The organism is Streptomyces sp. NPDC027672, assembly GCF_055566335.1.
Window position 1 is genome coordinate 116,520 of record NZ_JBVHSO010000021.1, and the last position, 18,485, is coordinate 135,004.

Sequence of the window (18,485 nt, forward strand, 5' to 3'; positions counted from 1 at the left end):
CGGGGTACGGCGGTCAGGCCGCCGCCGCGGACTTCACCGCGTGCGCCACCCGGGCGCGCAGCTCGCCGAACTCGCGGGACTCGCGCAGTTCCTCGGCGTCCACGTCGCCGCGCGGCAGCGGGATCGGCAGATCGAGGGCGACCGTGCCGGGGCTCTTGGTGAGCACCACGATGCGCGAGCCGAGGAACACCGCCTCGTCCGCCGAGTGCGTCACGAACACGGTGGTCCGCCCGGTCTGCGCGGCCACCTGGCGCACGTCCTCCTGGAGCCGTTCCCGGGTCAGCGCGTCCAGCGCCGCGAAGGGTTCGTCGAGCAGGAGGAGCGGACGTTCCGCGGCGAGGGCCCGCGCGATGGCGACGCGCTGCTGCTGGCCGCCGGAGATCTCCCACGTGCGCCGCTTCGCGGTCCCTTCCAGACCGACGCGGGCCAGCAGCCGCGCCCGCCGTTCGGCCCGCCGGTCGGGTGCCACGCCCGCGTACCGCAGGGCCAGGTCGATGTTGCCGCCCACCGTCCGCCACGGGAACAGCCGGGGCGTCTGGAAGACCACACCGGCCGTCTCCCCGGGCCGGGGCGCGGTGCCGGACACCCGCACGGAGCCGTGCGTGGGCTGCTCGAACCCGGCGATCAGCCGCAGCAGGGTGCTCTTGCCGCAGCCGGAGGCGCCCACCAGGACGAGGAACTCCCCGGCGGGAACGGTCAGATCGACGGGACCCACGGCGGTGACGGCGCCGTACCGGTGCGTGACCTCGCGCAGCCGCACGGCACCGGTCCGCTCACCGCCGCCCGCGCCCTCACCGGAATCGGCGGTCCCGGCGGTCCGGGCGTTGTCGGCGGTCTCGGCGGTCTCACTTGAGGACATCGGGCAGCCCCTTCAGATAGAAGGCCTTGCGCACGGCGTCCTCGGCCGGTGCCGCGTCGATCTGCTGCTGCCCGGCCAGGAAGCGGGCGGTGTCGGTGACGTAGGAGAGCAGCTTGCCCGGGGCGCCGTCCGTGCCCAGCCAGTCGGCGGACACCACCTGTTCCGGAGTGAGGAACACGCCCTGGTCGAGCTGTGCCTTGGCGTCCGCGGCGCTGATGCCCAGTTCGGCGGCGACCGCCTTCACCGAGCCGTCCGGGTCGGCCTTGAGCAGGCGCAGGGCCTGTGCCTCGGCCGCGCGCCAGGCGTCGATCGCCTTCGGATCGCGGGCAATCAGCTCCTCCGAGACGACGGCCAGGTCCAGGGTCGGCTTGCCGGCGGCGCCTATCCGTTTGCTGCTGGTGAGCTGGGTGCCGGTGCGGCGCAGCTCGTCCAGGGTGGGCAGCCACACATACGCGGCGTCGATGTCACCGCGCTGCCAGGCGGCGAGGATCGCCTGCGGCTGGAGGTCGACCAGCTTGACGTCGGAGGTCGTCAGACCGGCCGTGTCCAGGGCGGCGAGCAGACTGTAGTGCGAGGTGGAGGCGAACGGCGTGGCGACCGTCTTCCCCTTGAGTCCGGCGACCTCGGAGACACCGGCGCCCTTGCGCGCCACGAGCGCCTCGTTCTCACCCGCCACGTCCAGGATCCAGGCGACCTTGTAGGGGATCGGCGACGGCCCGGACACGCCCCGGGCGAACGGGCTGGACCCGAGGGCGGCGATGTCCAGGGACTTGCCCACGAAGGCCTGGTTGACGCTCGCGCCGGAGTCGAACTTGATCCAGGTGATCGTGTGGTCCGGCAGCGCCTTCTCCAGCAGCTTCCTGTTCTTCATGACGAGGTCGCCGCTGGGGAAGGCGAAGTAGCCGATGCGCAGCCGCTTGCCGCCGGACGAGGTGTCACCGTCCGAGGAGCAGCCGGTGAGCACGGCCGAGGCGGCGGCGAGAGTGCCGGTGAGCAGCAGCCGGCGGGAAGGGCCTTGGGGGACAGGGGACATGGCGGAGCCGTTTCTGTGCAGGGGGACGAGTGTGCGGTGCGGGGAGGGGAGCGCGGGGCTCACACGCGGCCGCGCCAGGGGACGACGGCGCGTTCCAGCCGTAGCAGCAGGCCGTCGATGACCAGGCCGGATATCCCGATGGCGATGATGCCGACGAGCACCACCGGGGTGTTGTTGTAGTTGGCGGCGTCCTTGACCATGCCGCCGATCCCGGGCAGTCCGTTGACCAGTTCGGCGGCCACCAGGGAGGAGTAGGCCACGCCCACGGCCAGCCGGATGCCGGTGAGCGTCTCCGGCAGGGCGGACGGCACGACCACGTCCCTGACGGCGTCCCACCGGGAGGCGCCGAGCGCGCGGGCCGCCTCCACCAGACTCCTCGGTACGGCGGCCACGGCCGTGGTGGTGGACACCGCCACCGGCGGGAAGGCGGCCACGGCGAGCAGCGTGATCTTCGGCTCCTCGTTGATGCCGAGCCAGATGACGAGCAGCGAGAAGTACGCCAGCGGAGGCAGCGTCCGCAGGAAAGTGATCCACGGCTCGAACAGCGAGCGCAGCGGGCGGACGGTGCCCATCAGCAGTCCGAAGACGACCCCGGCGGCGATGCCGAGCCCGGCCCCGAACGCGATCCGGCGCAGGCTGATGCCCAGGTGCTCGATCAGATAGGTGCCGTTGTAGCCGCGTACGCCGTCGTGCGTGGTGGACACGGTGACGAACGCGTCCCACACCTTGGCCGGCGGCGGCACGAGCGTCTCGCTCCACGTCCCGCTCGCCGCCAGTGCCTGCCACAGCACGAGGAACAGCACCAACGAGCCGAGCGGCAGGGCGAGATGACGTATCCGTTCCGGCGCGCGGGAACGGCGGCGCACCGGCTCCCCGCCGGGCGCGGCGACGGGATCGGTCTCTTCCGGCAGGGATGTCGGGGACACGGGCGGCCTCCAGGGGGCACCGGGGCAGGGCGGGCAGCCGTCCGCCGGGCGACGGCGGACGGCCCCGCGCCCGCGCGGGGACGGTCAGGGTGCGGAAAACGACCCCATGACGAGGCAGGGGTGTGCGGAACGACGGCCGGGTGGCATCACCGGCCGGGAGGCGGCGTCAGGGACGCGCGGTCACGGACAACACGAGACGGGACGGCGGCACAGGTCGATGACCAGGCGGCGTACCAGCGGCTCGGGCGTCATGAGGCCTATTTCTACAGCAGCCCGCCGCGCCACACCAACCACCCGTCCACCTGCTGGAACACCGGCCGCGCCGCCGGGACGAGCGGCGTACCGGCCGGGCGGAGGGCCGGGGCACCGCGAGGACCCCGGCGGTCGGCGTTGGGTGAAACGAAGGTCACCGGCCGGGTTCTTCGTGTCATCCGCCAGTACGGCGGCCGGACGGACGCGGTGGAGACTTCCTGCCACGACGCACCACACGAGGGGGGCCGCACATGAGCGTGCAGCAGTACGACGAGATCGGCGAGGCGTTCGAGGGGTTCAAGTCCCTGCCGGTCATCCGCTACGGCGAGGTGCCCAGCTTCCTGGACATGGCCGGGGACGTGCGCGGCAAGTCGGTTCTCGACCTGGCGTGCGGCACCGGCTTCTACAGCAGGGAGTTCAAGCGGCGGGGCGCCTCGGAGGTCCTCGGCGTCGACATCTCGGGCGAGATGATCGCCGCGGCGCGGCAGTTCGAGCGGCGCGAACCGCTGGGTGTGCGCTACGAGGTCGGTGACGTGGCCGAACTGCGGCCGCTCGACCGGCGCTACGACATCGCGCTGGGCGTGCAGTGCCTCAACTACGCGCCGGACATCGCGACGTTGGAGCGGATGTGCCGCGCCGTCCACCGGAGCCTGGTGCCGGGCGGCGAGTTCTTCGTGTTCGCCCAGAAGCCCGACTACCGGTTCGACTGCCCGTCGCTGGACAAGTACGGGTTCCGCTGCGAGCCGACCGGCGAGGAGGCCGAGGCGGGTCCATGGGTCCGGGTCACCGCCCTGCTCCAGCCGAAGCCGATCAGCATCCTCGGCGTGGTCCCGCGGCGCGAGGTCTACGAGGACTGCCTGCGGGCGGCGGGGTTCGGCGCGCTGGAGTGGCTTCCGCTCCGGGTGTCCGAGGCCGGCGTCCGTGCCTTCGGTGCGGACTTCTGGGCGGACCTCCTCGCCCACCCGCCGCTGGAACTGCTGCGCTGCCGCGCCTGACCGGCCCCCGGGCCGCCACCGGCCAACCGGCAGGGACCGCCATCGTCTGACCGGCACGGCCCACCGCCGGCCGACCGGCACGGCCCGCAGCGTGTCCGGTCGGAGGCCCGCCGCACGGCCGGTGCCCGGACCGCGGCCTGCCCGGCCCGCCGCCTGCCCGGGCCGCGGGCCTCGGGCGCGGCGGGGCGCCGACGGCGGGCACCTTCCCCGCCGTCGGCCGGCCCCGGTCCGCACCGTGCCCGCGCCCGGTGCCCGCGCCCCCGCGCTCGGCGTGAGGCGGCCTGCGGACCTAGGGTCTTTCGTTTGGATCAGGCCGGATCAGGGAGCGGGGTCTGGTGCCGTGCATCGCAAGGCGGAGGAGGGCGCCATGGCGGAGCCATGGCAACCGACGACAACGCCGCGAGGTGCGGTGCCAGGGCCCGCGAGCCCGGCATGATCCAAACGAGAGGCCCTAGTCCTGCGGGTAGTCCGCGCCGGTCGAGTCGTGGCCCTCGGACACGGCAACGCCCACCGCGCCGGCGAAGAAGCCCTTCATCAGTTCGCCGAGGTCCAGCTCCTTGGCACCGGCCGGGGCGGTGGGCGTGGTGCCGTCGCCCACCCGCAGGGTCAGGCCCAGCTTCTTCACCTTGGCGTCCTCGGCCAGCTTGGCGAGGTCCACGTCCACCTCGGACAGCTCACCGTTCTTGAGCGTGAAGTCCGCCGTCACCTTGGAGTTGGGAGCGTCCTTCAGGTCCTTGTCCGTGGGCAGGTCCATACCCGGCGGCAGGTCCTTGGCCAGCGGACGGATCTCGCCGAACAGCTCGGTGACCAGCGTGCGGAACGGAGCCGTGGCGGTGATGTGCTCGGTGCCGTCCTCGCCGCCGGCCGTCTTGAACCGCACCTCGCGGGCGACGACCTCGCGCAGGGACTTCACCAGCTTCTTCTGCGTCCCGGCGTCCAGGGACGGGACGGGCGCGGGACCGCCCGAGGCCTTCTTGCCGTCGGCGGCGGCCTTCTCCACGTCCTTGGTGCTGAACTTCACCCACTTGCCCGCGAGGACGTCCTTGAACGCCCCGGCCTCCGGAGGCAGGTCGGCGTCGGCCGGCACAGGGCTGCCCATCAGCGTGCCGAGGGTCTTCATGTCGGCCCGGACGTAGGCGTAGTCGCCGACGAGCCGGTACTCGGCGAGGTCGCCCTCCGGGCTGCTGATCTTCATGGCCATGCCGACGAAGTCCTTGTCCCCGGACTCCTCGAACGGCTTCTTCGACTGGACGGTCAGCGCGATCTTCGCGCCGCTCATCAGCTTGGCGGCCTCGTCCGGGATCTCTTCGCCGGGCTCGGGATCGGACTTGGCGTCCAGCGCCTTCAGGGAGGCGACGTCGGTGTCCAGGTCGAACTCGAAGGAGAGCGTCTTCTTCTTGCCCAGCTCGTCGAAGGCACGGTCCAGCTTCTTGCCGGCGGAGAGCTGCTCCACCGTTCCGCAGGCGGCGGAGCCCGCGAGGACGACACCGACGACGGCGGCGGCGGTCAGGGTCTTGTGTATGGCGCTGATGATGGTCTCCTTGTTGTCCGATCACCGGGTGATCGATCAGAAGACTCACCACCGGCCCGCATGGTTGCCCCCAGAGTCGGTGCGGTGTCCGCGCGGGTGCGTTACCCCGTGCGGAGCCGGTCCGGCGCCTCGGCATACCGGGCCGCCGCGCGTGACCGGCACGCCTACGCGGAGACCCGTACGACCAGTTCGGGGTCGAAGACGACGGACGTGGGCTCGGTCCGCTCGCCCCGGATGTGTTCGTCGAGGAGCCCGGCCATCCGCGCCGCCATGCGCTCGACCGGCTGGCGGACCGTGGTCAGCGCGGGGCGGCAGGCCAGGGCGATGCCGGAGTCGTCGAAGCCGACGACCGCGACGTCGTCGGGCACGCGCCTGCCGTGTTCCCACAGCACCTGGCAGACCCCTTGGGCCATCAGGTCGTTGGCCGCGAACACCCCGTCCACGTCGGGCCGCTCGGCCAGCAGCCGGGTCATGGCCGTGACCCCGCTGTCGAAGGTGAAACCGCCCTCGACGACAGGCGTGTACGGATGGCCGTGGCGGGCCAGCGTGTCCCGGAAGCCGGCCAGCCGGTCCTGGCTCGCGCCGACGGCGAGCGGCCCGGCCACCGTGGCCGGCCTGCGGCAGCCGCGCGCCAGCAGGTGCTCCGCGGCGAGCCGGCCGCCGTCCCGGTGGTCCAGGTCCACATAGCTCAGCGGCACCGGACCGGCCGGGCGGGCGAACAGCACGGTGGGCAGCCCCGCCTCGGCCAGCAGTCCGGGCAGCGGGTCGTCGGCGTGCGTGGAGACGAGGAGCGCGCCGTCGGCGCGGCCCTGCCGCAGATAGGTGAGGACCTCGCAGCGGTCCGCGGCCGACTCGGCGAACATCAGGACCGGATGCATGGAGCGCGGACGCAGGAAACCGACGACCCCGGCGACCACCCGCCCGAAGAAGGGGTCCGCGAAGACCCGGGCCGCGAAGGCCTCCTGGCTGTCCTCCGGGGCGTCCCCGGCCCCGGAGACCACCAGCGCGACGGTCTCGGTGCGCCGCGTCACCAGCGACCGGGCCGCCCGGTTGGGGGCGTAACCGGTCTGCTCGATCGCCCGGCGGACCAGCTCCTGGATCGTGGGATCGACATTGCGGACGCCGTTGACGACCCGGGACACGGTCGCCCGGGACACCCCTGCCTCGCGGGCGACGTCCTCCAGCGTCGGGGCCTGTTTGCTCATGGCCTGCACCCTAACGGCACGCCGGGCGCACCGTATAGAGCGCTCTCCCGGAGGCAGGCGCCCCGCTCTCCGGCCGCCCGTCCGCCCGGCTCCCGGCCCGGTCAGCCCTCCGCGCGCAACCCCGTCACCGAGGCGGCCGGCACGTCACCCTGCGCCTCCGTCACCGAGGCGGTCGGCAGGTCGCCGAGCAGCTCCGTCATCGAGGCCGGCGGCAGGTCGCCCTGCACCTCCGGCACCGAGGCGGCCGGCAGGTCGCCCAGCAGCTCCGTCACCGCCGCAAGCGGCAGGTCGCCCGCCGACCGTCCCGCCAGGACCCGGCACGCGCCGGGCTCGGTGCGCCAGCCGCCCGCCCGCTCGTCCCAGTGCCGCAGGACTCTGGCCGGGACGCGTACCCGGGCGGTCACCGCCTCACCCGGCCGGGCGCGCACTGCCGCGTACCCCGCGAACCACCGCTCGGGGTACTCCACGGCGGCACCGGGCCGGGCCAGATACACCTGGACGACCTCACGGCCCGGGCGGGCACCGGTGTTGCGCACCCGGACCCGTACGGTGAACGGCTCGCCCGCGCGGACCGTGGCCGGCCCCGTCAGCTCCTCGTACGCCCACGTCGTGTAGCCGAGCCCGTGTCCGAACCAGTAGGCCGGCGTCCGCCCGGCCCGCAGCCAGCCGCGGTGGCCGATGTGCAGGCCCTCGGTGTAGTCGAGGCGGCCGTCCACGGGCCGGGTCCCGGTGACGGGAGCGTCGCCGAGCACGGCCGGCCAGGTGGTGGGCAGCCGTCCGCCGGGCTCGGTGTGGCCGAAGAGCACATCGGCCAGGGCGCCGCCGCCCTCCTGTCCCGGGAACCAGGGCAGGAGCACGGCGCCGACCTCCTCCCGCCAGGGCATCTCGACGGGACCGCCGCTGTTGACGACGGCCACGGTGCGCGGGTTGGCGGCGGCCACCGCGCGGACCAGCGCGTCCTGGCCGGGCTCCAGGGCGATCCGCAGCCGGTCGCGGCCCTCGCACTCGTCGTGCTCGGTGGTGCCGACGACCACGATGGCCGCGTCCGCCTCGCGCGCCGCCCGGGTGGCCGCCTCCAGTGCCGCGTCCTCGTCGGGGGCGGGCGGTGCCGCGCTGACCACCACCGCCCGCCCGGTGCCCGGGGCCAGTGCGCGGCGGGCGACGAGGAGTACGTCCTCGCCCGCGGCCAGGTGCGCGGTGGCGCAGTGGGCCGGCGGGCTGACGTGCACCAGGGCCGGGTCGTCGGTGTCCTGGGGGAAGTCGCCCTCCAGCAGGGCCCGGCCGTCGACGCGCAGGCTCATCCGCCCGAACCCGGCGATCCCCAGGGTCCACGCCCCCGTCACCCGCGGGCGCAGCCGGGCGCTGATCTCCACCGTGTGCGCGCCGGGCACCAGCCGTGGTTCCAACAGCCGCCCGGTGGAGCGGTGTTCGGCGTACAGCTCGCTTCCGCCGGCGTCCAGCATCCGCAGCAGCACGCCGGGCGCCCCGGACCTCGGATCGGTGCACAGCTTCGTGTCCAGCGCAGGCGGCGGCCCCGCGGGGACCGGACCCGGGACGTGCAGCACCCTGGCCCGGCCGCGCAGCCGGGCCCGGATGCCGCGCAGCGCGCTGATCTCGGCCTGGGGGAACACCCCGGCGCTGCCGCCGCCCTGGCCGCGGGTGCGCGCGGCGTGTGCGCCGATCACCGCCACCGTCGCCAGCCGTCCGGCGTCCAGCGGCAGCACACCGCGGTTGGCCAGCAGGACCGTGCCCGCGGCCGCGGCCCGGCGCGCCAGCGCCCGCACCGCACCGGGACGCACGCCGGGCCCGGGCGGGGGGTCGGGCCGGCCGAGCGCGCCCAGCCGGTCCGCGTGCCTCAGCAGGCGCCGCACCTTGTCGTCGACCACCTGCTCCGCGAGGTGTCCTTCCTCCACCACGCGCACCAGCGCCTCGCCCCAGGCTTCCGCGGGCCCCGGCATCACCAGGTCCAGGCCGGCGGCCGCGGTGTCCAGGGTGGTGCGCACCGCTCCCCAGTCGGAGACGACCACGCCGTCGAAGCCCCACGCGGTGCGCAGGGGATCGGTCAGCAGCGGGCTCGCGGTCATGGTGGTGCCGTTGACCGCGTTGTAACCGGCCATGACCATGCGGACGCCCGCCGCCACGGCCGCCTCGAACGGCGCCAAGTACACCTCGTGCAGCGCCCGTTGGCCGACGCGTACGTCCACGGTCAGCCGGTCGGTCTCGGAGTCGTTGGCCACGTAGTGCTTGGCGGTGGCGGCCACGCCGCACGCCTGGATGCCGCGCACCAGCGCCGCTCCGATACGGCCGGTCAGCTCGGGGTCCTCGGAGAAGCACTCGAAGTGCCGGCCGCCGAGCGGGCTGCGGTGCAGATTGAGGTTGGGGGCGAGGACCGCGTGCACGCCCTTGCGCCGCGCTTCCAGGGCGAGGAGGGCGCCGAGCCGCTCGACCAGCGGCTCGTCCCAGGTGGCGGCGAGCGCGGTGGCCGAGGGCAGCAGCACGGAGGTCCACCGCTCGTCCCACGCCGGCCCGCGCACGCCGGCCGGCCCGTCCGACATCACCCACGGGCGCAACTGGACGGCCGGTTCCGCCGCCGTGCGCCAGGTGTCGGCGCCGGTGAGCAACCGGACCTTGGCCCGCAGCGTGAGCTTGTCGATCAGCCGGTCCCGCTCGTCCTCGTCGTGCATCCCCGCCCCCTCCTCGTACCGCGTGGTCAGTTGTAGACGCCGAACTCGTACAGCGAGTAGCCGTAACCGGTGCCGCGCTGCGTGCCGTTGACACGGACGTAGCGGCCGGTGCCGCTGACGTCGAAGTCGTCCACGCCGCCGTTGCCGTCGCTCACCGTGCGCAGCGTCTGCCAGGTCTGGCCGTCGTCGGAGGTCTGGATGGTGTACGCCTTGGCGTAGGAGGACTCCCACACCAGCTGGACGTGCTTGAACGCGGTGCGGGTGCCGAGGTCGACCCGGAGCCACTGCGGGTCGCTCCAGTCGCTGGCCCAGCGGGTGGCCGGGTTGCCGTCCACCGCGTTCGCGGCGGTGCACGGGCAGTCGCCGTAACTGCCCTGGAAGGAGGAGGCGGTGGCGGGCTTGCCGAGCGCGATGTTCGTGCCGTTCACGGCGGGCGGTACGACTCGGATGGAGCGGGTCTCGACGCCGACGTTGCCGTGGCCGTCCGTGGCCTTGACGTAGACCTTCCACACGCCGGGCCGGTCGGGTGCCGTGAACCGCAGCCGGCCGCCGCCCAGCGCGGTGACGGGCAGGGAGACCAACTGCTTGCTGCCGTCGAGGTAGTTGCTGTTGTCGAGGACCTCGTAGGCGATCGGGTCGCCGTCGGGGTCGGCGGCCCGGACGGCCAGGGTCACGTCGCGGCCGGCCTGCACGCCGCCCGCGCCGCCTTCGACGGACAGGTCGGAGATGACGGGCGGGGTGTTGTCGTGCGAGGTGTCCCCGCCGTAGGCCCGCTTGACCGCGTAGTACGACAGCCGCCTCTGGCCGGCCGGCAGCAGGTTGAACCAGATGCCGCCGAAGTCGTACTCGGTGCCGTAGTGGAACATCGTGGCACCCAGCGCGACGCCCTTGTGCCCGGTGATACAGCCCCAGGCCTTGGTGTACCCGTCGGCCTTCGCCTGGTCGGACGGCTCCTGCGGCACGCCGTTGGCGTCGTCCGGCACCTCCCACTCGCCGGCGGGCCCGGTCTCGGTGACGATGTACGGCTTGGTGTACCCGCCCTGCTCCCACGCGGACCTGACATCGCAGACCGCGTTGTAGGAGTTGACGGCGTACAGGTCGAGGTCGGGGGCGTTCTTCTTGAAGTACGGCCAGGCGCCGGCCCAGGCGTCGGTCGAGGTGACCGGGTGGTTCGGGTCGATGCCGTGGATCTTCTTGGCGATGTCGTTGACGAGCGTGGTGTAGGCGGTGCGCTGGCGCTCCAGCTCGTCGCCGCTGTAGCAGTTCTGCAGGCCGAGCACGGACTCGTTGCCCACGTCCCACATCAGGACGCCCGGATTGTCCTTGTACGTCTGCACCCACTTCGGGAACTCGGCGAGCACCTGGTTCTTGTACGTCGTGTCCGTCAGGTAGTTGACGCAGCCGCCGGCGCCGGGGCCGCCGCCGGGCTGGAGCCAGAAGCCGGCGATGACCTTGATGCCGTGGGCCGCGGCGGAGTCGAACAGCGGCTTGCTGGAGGCGTCGGTGCCCCAGGTACGGATGGTGTTGACGCCCATGGACTGGAGGTCGGGCAGGTACTTCTCGGCGTCGGCGACGGCGGGCCCCCAGGTGAGGCCCTTGATCTGGTACGGCCTGCCGTCCACGGACAGCTGCCAGTTGCCCTGGGTGCCGGTCACCTTGACGACGCTGCCCGCGGCGTGCGCGGTGGCGGCGGGCAGCGCCGCCAGGGCGCCGGCGGTCAGCACCGAGGCGGTCAGCGGGGCCAGGAGACGGCGTGCGGGGGAGCGGGGTGGGGTCATGGGGTTCCTCTTCGCGGGTGGGGTGCGGGTGCGGGTGGGGGTTGCGGGTGCACGGTGGGGCTGGGGGCGGGGGAGGAGGGGAGCGGGACGGCCCGGCCGCGGCGGGGCGGGAGGGCGGCCGGACCGTCCCGGGCCGGGGAGGTCAGCGGTGGCGCGGCACGGTCACGGGAGCCGGTAGTCCGGGCCGAGCGCCGCTCCCGCCTCCGGGTGGGTCTCGTCGTAGCCGCGCGCGTCGCACTGGAGGCCGCCGACGATGCAGTGGCCGACCAGCGCCTTGAGCGTGGCGTCGTCCCAGGCGTTGAAGAAGTCGTAGTGGAAGCTGTGGCCCGGTCCGCTGGCCAGCCGCACCCGGGACATGTCGCCGTTGACCGGGAACGCCATCTTGAACTCGATCATCGGCAGCGCCACCGGATGGTCGGCGGGGCAGACGTTGTCGTTCGTGCCGGGCCTGACCACCGGGTAGGCCATGTGACTCCGGTGGTCCGGTGTGTCGAGGTACTTCCCGTCCCAGCAACTGGGCGCCTGGAAGCGGATGTTGAGCTGGACGTCGGCCCGGTTGGGGCAGGTCGCGGGGAAGTCGGTGTTGAAGTAGCTGTCACCGCACTCCCAGCCCTCGACGAAGCCGGGGTGGTGCCGGAACGCGTCGGCGCTCTGCATCGGGTCGCCCACGACGAACCGCAGCCCCTTGGGGAAGGGCCGCACGCTCGTGTAGTCGGTGACGCCGGACTTGTAGTAGATCGTCTGGGGGCCGACCGGGAGGACCGGCTTGTCGTCGTTGTACAGGGTGGGCATCCAGTACGCCGACTTGTCCCCGGGCGCCTTGCAGGTGGTGCCGGCCGCGTCGAGCGAGGCGGTGGTGCTGTTCGCGTTCGTGGTCGTGTTGCCCATGAAGGTGTGGTCATGGGACTTGCCCGGCTGCTGCGGGTAGACGATCGGGTCGTCCGGGGCGGTGTGCGTGACCGAACAGTTCGCCTGGAACTCGTGGAAGTAGCGGTGCGGCGGGTTCTGGGTGGACGGGGTCACGCCCGTGACCGGCGGGTTCGCCGGGATGTAGCCGTCGCCGTCCGGGTCTTCGGGCGAGGAGGCGGTGGACACCGCCATGGTGTGACCGGAGTGGGTGGCCGCGAAGGCCGCCGCGGCCGCGGTGCCGGGTGCCGGGGCACCGGCGCTCAGTGCGGCACCGCCCAGACCGAGCGAGGCCGCGAGGAGCGCGCCCGTGATCAGTGTGCCGGAGAGGATCTTCGATCTCCGTGGCATGGAGACCTCCTGAGGAGGGAGGGGGATGGGGGGTGAGCGGCCACCACGCCGCCGGCGGGGCAGTGCGGGCGGCAGTGGCTGGGAGAGCGCTCTCCCGACACGGAGTCTCACGTCGGCCATGCGGGGTGTCAAGGTCTCCCGCAGCAGAAGACGGCAGCCGTCCGCGGGCCCGCCGGGGAACGCAACGGTCAGGCGCCTTCCGGCCATTGAGGTTCTTTGCGGGCGAGGGCCGCCGTATGCGGTGGAACCGACGGGAGATGAACGCGAACCTCGGGGATTTCCGTCGCAACCCTTGACGTTGCGTTCAACGGACTGAAGCATTCCCGGCCAGAGAGCGCTCCCCCACCCCCACACCGTTCAGGTTCCGAACCAGGAGAGCCGTACCATGCCCCCTGCCTTCCCCGAGTCCACCGCCTCCGGCCGTTTTCCCGTCACGCGCCGTACCGCCCTCGGTGCCGCCGCCGCGGCGGCGACGGCCCCGTTCCTGACCGGCCCGGCCACTCCCGCCGCGGCGGCCGGCCGGACCGTCCGGCCGGCCGCCCTGACCGGCGGCGGCGACCTCGGCCCCAACGTCCTCGTCTTCGACCCCGCCACGCCCGGCATCCAGGCCAAACTGGACCAGATCTTCCGGCAGCAGGAGTCGGCGCAGTTCGGCACCGGCCGCTACGCCCTGCTGTTCAAGCCCGGCACCTACAGCGCTCTCAACGCCCAGCTCGGCTTCTACACCTCCATCGCCGGCCTCGGTCTGTCCCCCGACGACACCACCATCAACGGCGACGTGACGGTCGACGCGGGCTGGGCGGGCGGCAACGCCACGCAGAACTTCTGGCGTTCGGCCGAGAACCTGGCCCTGGTCCCGGCCAACGGCACCAACCGCTGGGCCGTCGCCCAGGCGGCTCCCTTCCGCCGGATACACGTGCGCGGCGGCCTCAACCTCGCCCCGGCCGGCTACGGCTGGGCCAGCGGCGGCTACATCGCCGACTGCCGCGTCGACGGCCAGGTCGGCCCGTACTCGCAGCAGCAGTGGTACACCCGCGACAGCGTGATCGGCGGCTGGACCAACGCCGTGTGGAACATGGTGTTCTCCGGCGTCCAGGGCGCTCCCGCGCAGAGCTTCCCCAACCCGCCCTACACCACCCTCGACACCACTCCCGTCTCCCGCGAGAAGCCCTTCCTGTACCTGGACGGCAGCGAGTTCCGCGTCTTCCTGCCCGAGAAGCGCACCAACGCGCGCGGCGTCACCTGGGGCAACGGCACACCCCGGGGCACCTCGCTGCCGCTCTCGCAGTTCTACGTCGCCAAGCCGGGCGTGAGCGCGGCCACCCTCAACCAGGCACTGGCCCAGGGGCTCCACCTGCTGTTGACCCCGGGGATCTACCACGTCGACCAGCCGGTCCGGGTCGACCGGGCCAACACCGTGGTCCTCGGCCTCGGTTACGCCACGATCGTGCCGGACAACGGCGTCACGGCCGTGAAGGTCGCCGACGTGGACGGCGTACGGCTGGCGGGCTTCCTGATCGACGCCGGGCCGGTCAACTCCGCGACCCTGCTGGAGGTCGGCCCCACCGGCGCCTCCCGCGACCACTCGGCCAACCCGACCACCGTGCAGGACGTGTTCGTGCGCATCGGCGGTGCGGGCGCCGGCAAGGCCACCACCAGCCTGGTCGTCAACAGCCGGCACACCATCGTCGACCACACCTGGGTCTGGCGCGCGGACCACGGCACCGGCGTCGGCTGGGACACCAACCGCGCCGACTACGGCATCGTCGTCAACGGCGACGACGTCCTGTGCACCGGCCTGTTCGTGGAGCACTTCAACAAGTACGACGTGCAGTGGTACGGCCAGCGGGGCCGCACCATCTTCTTCCAGAACGAGAAGGCGTACGACGCCCCGAACCAGGCCGCGATCCAGAACGGCTCCGTCAAGGGCTACGCCGCCTACAAGGTCGGCGACAACGTCACCGCCCACGAGGCGTGGGGGCTGGGCAGCTACTGCAACTACACGGCCGATCCGGGCATCGCGCAGCACCACGGCTTCGCCGCCCCGAACACCTCCGGCGTGAAGTTCCACGACCTGCTCGTGGTCTCCCTCGGCGGCAACGGCCAGTACGAGCACGTCATCAACGACACCGGGGCACCGACCTCGGGCACGTCCACCACGCCGTCCACGGTGCTGTCCTACCCCTGACCCGGGGCCGGTCCCGGGCCCGTGACGGCAGGCCGGACCCGGCGGGGTTCCGGCCTGCCGGCACAGAAGCGGGCGTAGCAGGTGAAGACCGGTCGCAGGCCCCGGCGCTCGTACAGGCGCCGGGCGCCGGTGTTGGCCGCGAGGGCCGCGACGAAGAGGTCGCCGACGCCCAGCCTCTCCAGTTCCTCGTCCACCGCGTCGAGCAGGAGGGTGCCGATGCCCTGGCCGCGTGCCGCGGGGGCGACGGAGAGCGTCTGGAGTTCGGCGACGCGGGGGCCGGTCACCCAGGTGTCGTCGGGTCCCGGCCGGATCTCCACGAAGGCGTAGCCGACCGCCCGGCCGTGCCGTTCGGCGACCAGGACGAAGGAGTCCGCCGCCTGGAGCCAGCGCACATAGCAGGAGCGGCGCAGCTCCCAGGACCGTCCGTCCGGGTGGTAGGCGAAGCCCGGCTGGACCGACTGGTGATGGGCGTGCAGCGCCCGCCACAGCGGCTCCAGCCGGTCGAGGGACTCCGGGCCTCCCTGCTGGACGGTGACGTCACCGCGGCTGTCACGGACCCGGCTCATCTCCACGTGCCTCTTCTCGCCTCGATCTGGTTTCCCGCTGATGCCCGACGCCTGACCTGCGGCGACCGGGGTATCCGCGACAGCGGGCCGCTACCGTACGAGCCGTAAGGAGTCACCGTGCCGACCACTGACGTCGTCGAACTCATCCTCCAGGACCACCGGCGCATGGAAGATCTTTTCCGTACCATGCGCAACGCCGAAGCCGACCGCGCCGCCGCCCTTGAGGAATTCGCCCATCTGCTCATCGCGCACGCCTCGGCCGAGGAGGACGAGGTCTACCCGGCGTTGCGGCGCTACAAGAACGTCGACGGCGACGATGTCGATCACAGCGTGCACGAGCACCAGGAGGCGAACGAGGCGCTGCTCGCGCTGCTCGAAGTCGAGGACATCGGCTCCGACGAGTGGGACGAGAAGCTGGAGGAACTCGTCACGGCGGTCAACCACCACGCCGACGAGGAGGAGCGGACCCTCCTCAACGACGCGCGGGAGAACGTCGCCGACGAGCGCCGTGCCCAACTGGGCGAGGCGTTCCGCACGGCCCGGGCGAAGTACCTGGACGAGGGCTGCGGCAGTGTCGACAAGGTGCGCGAACTGGTCGCCTCCGGCGGCGCGTGAGCACATGCCCTGACCTGCCGCGTCGATGACCGTCGGGCTGCCGGTGCCGCTGCGTGCGGGCGCCGGCAGCCCGACGGTCGTTTTGCCGGGACCGCCTCACACCGTTTCGGCGCGTACCACGACCGCGTAGGAGCCGAGGCCGAGGAGGCGGTCGCCGGAGATCTCGCCGAGGGCCGTGTACAGCGTGTGGACGTGTCCACTCGTGTGGTCGAAGGCGACGTCCTTGACCGTGCCGTGCTCGGTGCCGAGTTCCGTCAGGACCCGGTGGCCGAGGGCTTCGTGGTGGGTGGGGAGGCCGCCCTGCCCGGGGTCGGCTGCGGCGCGGGAGCGCACGATGACCGCGTCCCGTCCCACCGCCTCGACCGCGTGCCAGGCGATGACCGCGGCGTGCTTCGGGGCTCCGGACAGGCGCAGGCAGGCGATGCTCGCGGTGTGCGCGTCGATGGTCAGGCTCTCCACCCGCCCGAGCGGTTCGGCCGCGTCGGCGGTGATCACCGGAAGGCCCCGGGTCTGCGTGAACAGCATCATGCCGGGCCTCCCGCCGCGGTCGTGGAGTTGTCCCCGTACGGCGGTGCGGGGTGGGCGCGGAACGCCTCGACCTGGGCGCCGAAGCTGGGGAGGTCGTCGGCGACGAAGTGACGGGCGTGCGCGGGGACCACCAGGGCCCGCCCGGAGACGGCCAGCGTCTCACCGCGCGGAATGAAGACCTTGCGCTCGCGGCGGTCCCCGTCCTCGGCGGCGGCGATCTCGAAACCGGCGACGCGTCCGCTGCCGCCGGCCTCGAGCACCACGTCCAGGACGGTGCCGATCTCGGTGCCCTGGTCGGTGAGGACGGGCGCGCCGATGACCTGGCCGTGTCCGGCGTCGCCGGCTCCCGCTACCAGGTCCCGCCTCTCCAGGGCCGTCTCGCCGGTGATCATCACGGCGGCCGGGCCGATCGCGTGCACCGCGGAGAAGGGCAGGCTCTCCTTGAGCGGTCCGGCCAGCAGACCGCGCCCGCTCAGGGTGAAGCCGGTGACGCGGCCCGCGCGGGCGTCGAAGACCGTGTCCCTGACCTGGGCCACCGCCTCGCCGTCCAGGGTCACGACCACCCGCTTGGTCAGTTCGGAGGCGAGCATGAGAGTGATCACGGCCGGCCCTCCCGGCCGGCCGTGTGGTCCGAACGCACCGCGATCACCGTTCCGCTGCGCCGCCTGGCCTGCACCGCCACGGCCGTCGCGGCGACCACCCCCGCCACCGCGACCACCAGGACCACCCAGCCCCACCACACCATCGCCGACCTCCTCGTTCGCGTCTTCGCCCCGCCGTCGTCCTGTCCGGCGGCCCCGGGCTATCCGGTTGCCCGCCGTACGGCCTCGCACGCCTTGCCGCCACCGGGTGGCCGGAACCCGGCCGACCCGTTCACTCCTGGGAGTGAACGGGTCGGGTGGGCGGGCGGACGTGCCGGGGAGGCGTCGAATCGGTCACCGAGGGTAGCTGCTCCGTTACCAGCGGAGGAGGGGGCGAAGGAGTCGGAGATGGACGCACTCGCACGGCTCATCCAGAAGGCCATGCACCGCAAGCGGATGTCGGCCGAGGCGGTCGCCCTGCGCACCGGGATTCGCACGCCACGGGTCAAGGCGTTCGCGGAGGACGGGGCGGAGGGGCCCGTACGGCCCACCGAGGAAGAACTGACGGCACTCGCCCGGATGCTGTCCCTGCCGGCGACGGAGGTGCTGGTGGCGGCACGCGGCACAGACGGGACAGGAGCGGACCCCGCGAGGTGAGAACCCGGTCCGGCCGGCGTGCGACGCGCAGCGCGCTCGCCGCTCCTGTCCCGTCGTCCGCCCGCGCCCGCCACCGCCGGCGGCCGGACCCGACACGCGGGAACGCCGGCCGCCGGCCGGGCGGTGGCGGGCGGTTCAGCCCAGCCCGGCGCCCTTGGCCGCGGCCTCCTCCTCCGTCCGGGCCTGCCCCGTGGCGAGCGCGCCGCCCGCGTTCTCCAGGTGGGCCCGCACGAACCACTGGAACTGCTCCAGGTCGCGCAGCTGCTCGATGAGCAGGTCCTCGGTGGCGGGGTCGATGTCACCCGCCGTCTTGACCGCGGCGCGGAGGTCTTCGATCAGGCCCGTGTAGACGACGTCGAGCGCGCCGAGATGGGCGATCGCGTCGGCCCGGCCGATGGAGTAGTCGTCCCAGGTGCGCTCCGCGACGAGCGTGCCCGGCGTGCCGTACGCGACGCCGCCGAGCGCGGCGATGCGCTCCGCCACGTCGTCGGCCATGTCCCGGACCCGGTCGACCTGCGGGTCGAGCATGCTGTGGACGGCGATGAAGTGCGGCCCCACGACGTTCCAGTGCACGTGCTTGAGGGTCAGGTGCAGATCGTTGAGCGCGTGCAGACGCAGCCGCAGCAGATCGATCAGCTGTCCGGCCGCCTCGCGCTCGATGCCGGGAACTGTGTACTTCGGGGTCGCGTTCTGCGTCATGGCTCACCTCGTTTTTCCGTGGACAGTGTGGACAGCGCCTAGGTTCTGTCTCTTTGGTCAGCGTTGGGTCCAGATGAGGATGCCGGCGAGGTGGAGTGCTGCCTGGTAGGCGATGGCGAGCTTGTCGGTTC

At 72.9% G+C, this 18,485-nt stretch carries 17 protein-coding genes; 4 read left to right on the forward strand and 13 right to left on the reverse strand.

Translation table 11 applies throughout. The features are described from left to right. Positions 1–13: 13 nt before the first annotated feature. Genes ACZ4SV_RS34620 through ACZ4SV_RS34630 form a run of 3 tightly spaced genes read right to left on the reverse strand, consistent with a single transcriptional unit; the run spans position 14 to position 2,818 of the window. Positions 14–859: an ABC transporter ATP-binding protein gene (locus ACZ4SV_RS34620; protein WP_397946482.1), complete on the reverse strand. Its 846-nt coding sequence runs from the start codon at positions 857–859 to the stop codon at positions 14–16. After that, the gene (locus ACZ4SV_RS34625) at positions 846–1,892 is read right to left on the reverse strand and encodes a taurine ABC transporter substrate-binding protein (protein WP_468010362.1); all 1,047 of its coding nucleotides are present in this window, start codon (positions 1,890–1,892) and stop codon (positions 846–848) included. The genes ACZ4SV_RS34620 and ACZ4SV_RS34625 overlap by 14 nt, the downstream gene beginning before the upstream one ends. Positions 1,893–1,951: 59 nt before the next feature. Further along, positions 1,952–2,818, reverse strand: coding sequence for an ABC transporter permease (locus tag ACZ4SV_RS34630; protein ID WP_468010366.1), 867 nt, complete (start codon positions 2,816–2,818; stop codon positions 1,952–1,954). A 503-nt stretch (positions 2,819–3,321) separates the two neighbouring features. On the opposite strand from ACZ4SV_RS34630, the gene ACZ4SV_RS34635 reads away from it, so the two are divergent. Continuing rightward, a complete protein-coding gene (locus ACZ4SV_RS34635; protein WP_468010370.1) occupies positions 3,322–4,065 on the forward strand; it encodes a class I SAM-dependent methyltransferase in 744 nt (247 codons plus the stop codon). Between the two features lie 451 nt (positions 4,066–4,516). Here ACZ4SV_RS34635 and ACZ4SV_RS34640 read toward each other — a convergent pair whose 3' ends face one another. The 5 genes from ACZ4SV_RS34640 to ACZ4SV_RS34660 form a co-directional block, all read right to left on the reverse strand. Beyond that, on the reverse strand, positions 4,517–5,518 hold the full coding sequence (locus ACZ4SV_RS34640) for a hypothetical protein (RefSeq protein WP_468010374.1): 1,002 nt from the start codon (positions 5,516–5,518) through the stop codon (positions 4,517–4,519). 242 nt (positions 5,519–5,760) lie between these two features. After that, positions 5,761–6,801, reverse strand: a complete 1,041-nt coding sequence (locus ACZ4SV_RS34645) for a LacI family DNA-binding transcriptional regulator (protein WP_468010378.1) — start codon at positions 6,799–6,801, stop codon at positions 5,761–5,763. A 101-nt stretch (positions 6,802–6,902) separates the two neighbouring features. Next, on the reverse strand, positions 6,903–9,485 hold the full coding sequence (locus tag ACZ4SV_RS34650) for a glycoside hydrolase family 3 C-terminal domain-containing protein (protein ID WP_468010381.1): 2,583 nt from the start codon (positions 9,483–9,485) through the stop codon (positions 6,903–6,905). A gap of 26 nt (positions 9,486–9,511) precedes the next feature. Next, on the reverse strand, positions 9,512–11,263 hold the full coding sequence (locus ACZ4SV_RS34655; protein ID WP_468010384.1) for a discoidin domain-containing protein: 1,752 nt from the start codon (positions 11,261–11,263) through the stop codon (positions 9,512–9,514). A gap of 162 nt (positions 11,264–11,425) precedes the next feature. Then, complete coding sequence (locus ACZ4SV_RS34660) at positions 11,426–12,520, reverse strand: DUF1996 domain-containing protein (RefSeq protein ID WP_468010388.1); 1,095 nt, start codon at positions 12,518–12,520, stop codon at positions 11,426–11,428. Positions 12,521–12,905: 385 nt separating this feature from the next. Here ACZ4SV_RS34660 and ACZ4SV_RS34665 point away from each other — a divergent pair, with 385 nt between their 5' ends. Further along, the gene (locus ACZ4SV_RS34665) at positions 12,906–14,708 is read left to right on the forward strand and encodes a coagulation factor 5/8 type domain-containing protein (RefSeq protein ID WP_468010391.1); all 1,803 of its coding nucleotides are present in this window, start codon (positions 12,906–12,908) and stop codon (positions 14,706–14,708) included. Here ACZ4SV_RS34665 and ACZ4SV_RS34670 read toward each other — a convergent pair. Next, positions 14,699–15,274, reverse strand: coding sequence for a GNAT family N-acetyltransferase (locus ACZ4SV_RS34670; RefSeq protein ID WP_468010395.1), 576 nt, complete (start codon positions 15,272–15,274; stop codon positions 14,699–14,701). The genes ACZ4SV_RS34665 and ACZ4SV_RS34670 overlap by 10 nt on opposite strands. A 117-nt stretch (positions 15,275–15,391) precedes the next feature. Here ACZ4SV_RS34670 and ACZ4SV_RS34675 point away from each other — a divergent pair, with 117 nt between their 5' ends. Next, positions 15,392–15,889 carry a hemerythrin domain-containing protein gene (locus ACZ4SV_RS34675; RefSeq protein WP_468010399.1) on the forward strand — a complete coding sequence of 166 codons (498 nt, stop codon included), beginning with the start codon at positions 15,392–15,394 and terminating at the stop codon, positions 15,887–15,889. 96 nt (positions 15,890–15,985) lie between these two features. Here the strand turns inward: ACZ4SV_RS34675 and ACZ4SV_RS34680 are convergent, their stop codons facing one another. The 3 genes from ACZ4SV_RS34680 to ACZ4SV_RS34690 are packed head-to-tail and all read right to left on the reverse strand — an operon-like array spanning position 15,986 to position 17,162. Continuing rightward, positions 15,986–16,417: a PRC-barrel domain-containing protein gene (locus tag ACZ4SV_RS34680; protein WP_468010402.1), complete on the reverse strand. Its 432-nt coding sequence runs from the start codon at positions 16,415–16,417 to the stop codon at positions 15,986–15,988. Continuing rightward, entirely contained in the window at positions 16,414–17,019 is a 606-nt protein-coding gene (locus tag ACZ4SV_RS34685) for a PRC-barrel domain-containing protein (protein WP_365942248.1), read from the reverse strand. Before ACZ4SV_RS34685 ends, ACZ4SV_RS34680 begins: the two co-directional genes overlap by 4 nt. Beyond that, positions 17,016–17,162 carry a hypothetical protein gene (locus ACZ4SV_RS34690; RefSeq protein ID WP_397969189.1) on the reverse strand — a complete coding sequence of 49 codons (147 nt, stop codon included), beginning with the start codon at positions 17,160–17,162 and terminating at the stop codon, positions 17,016–17,018. Before ACZ4SV_RS34690 ends, ACZ4SV_RS34685 begins: the two co-directional genes overlap by 4 nt. A 244-nt stretch (positions 17,163–17,406) precedes the next feature. Between ACZ4SV_RS34690 and ACZ4SV_RS34695 the strand changes: the two genes are divergently transcribed. Beyond that, positions 17,407–17,655, forward strand: a complete 249-nt coding sequence (locus ACZ4SV_RS34695; protein WP_397935967.1) for an XRE family transcriptional regulator — start codon at positions 17,407–17,409, stop codon at positions 17,653–17,655. Between the two features lie 135 nt (positions 17,656–17,790). Here ACZ4SV_RS34695 and ACZ4SV_RS34700 read toward each other — a convergent pair whose 3' ends face one another. Continuing rightward, positions 17,791–18,354, reverse strand: a complete 564-nt coding sequence (locus tag ACZ4SV_RS34700) for a Dps family protein (RefSeq protein WP_468010411.1) — start codon at positions 18,352–18,354, stop codon at positions 17,791–17,793. Positions 18,355–18,485 lie beyond the last annotated feature (131 nt).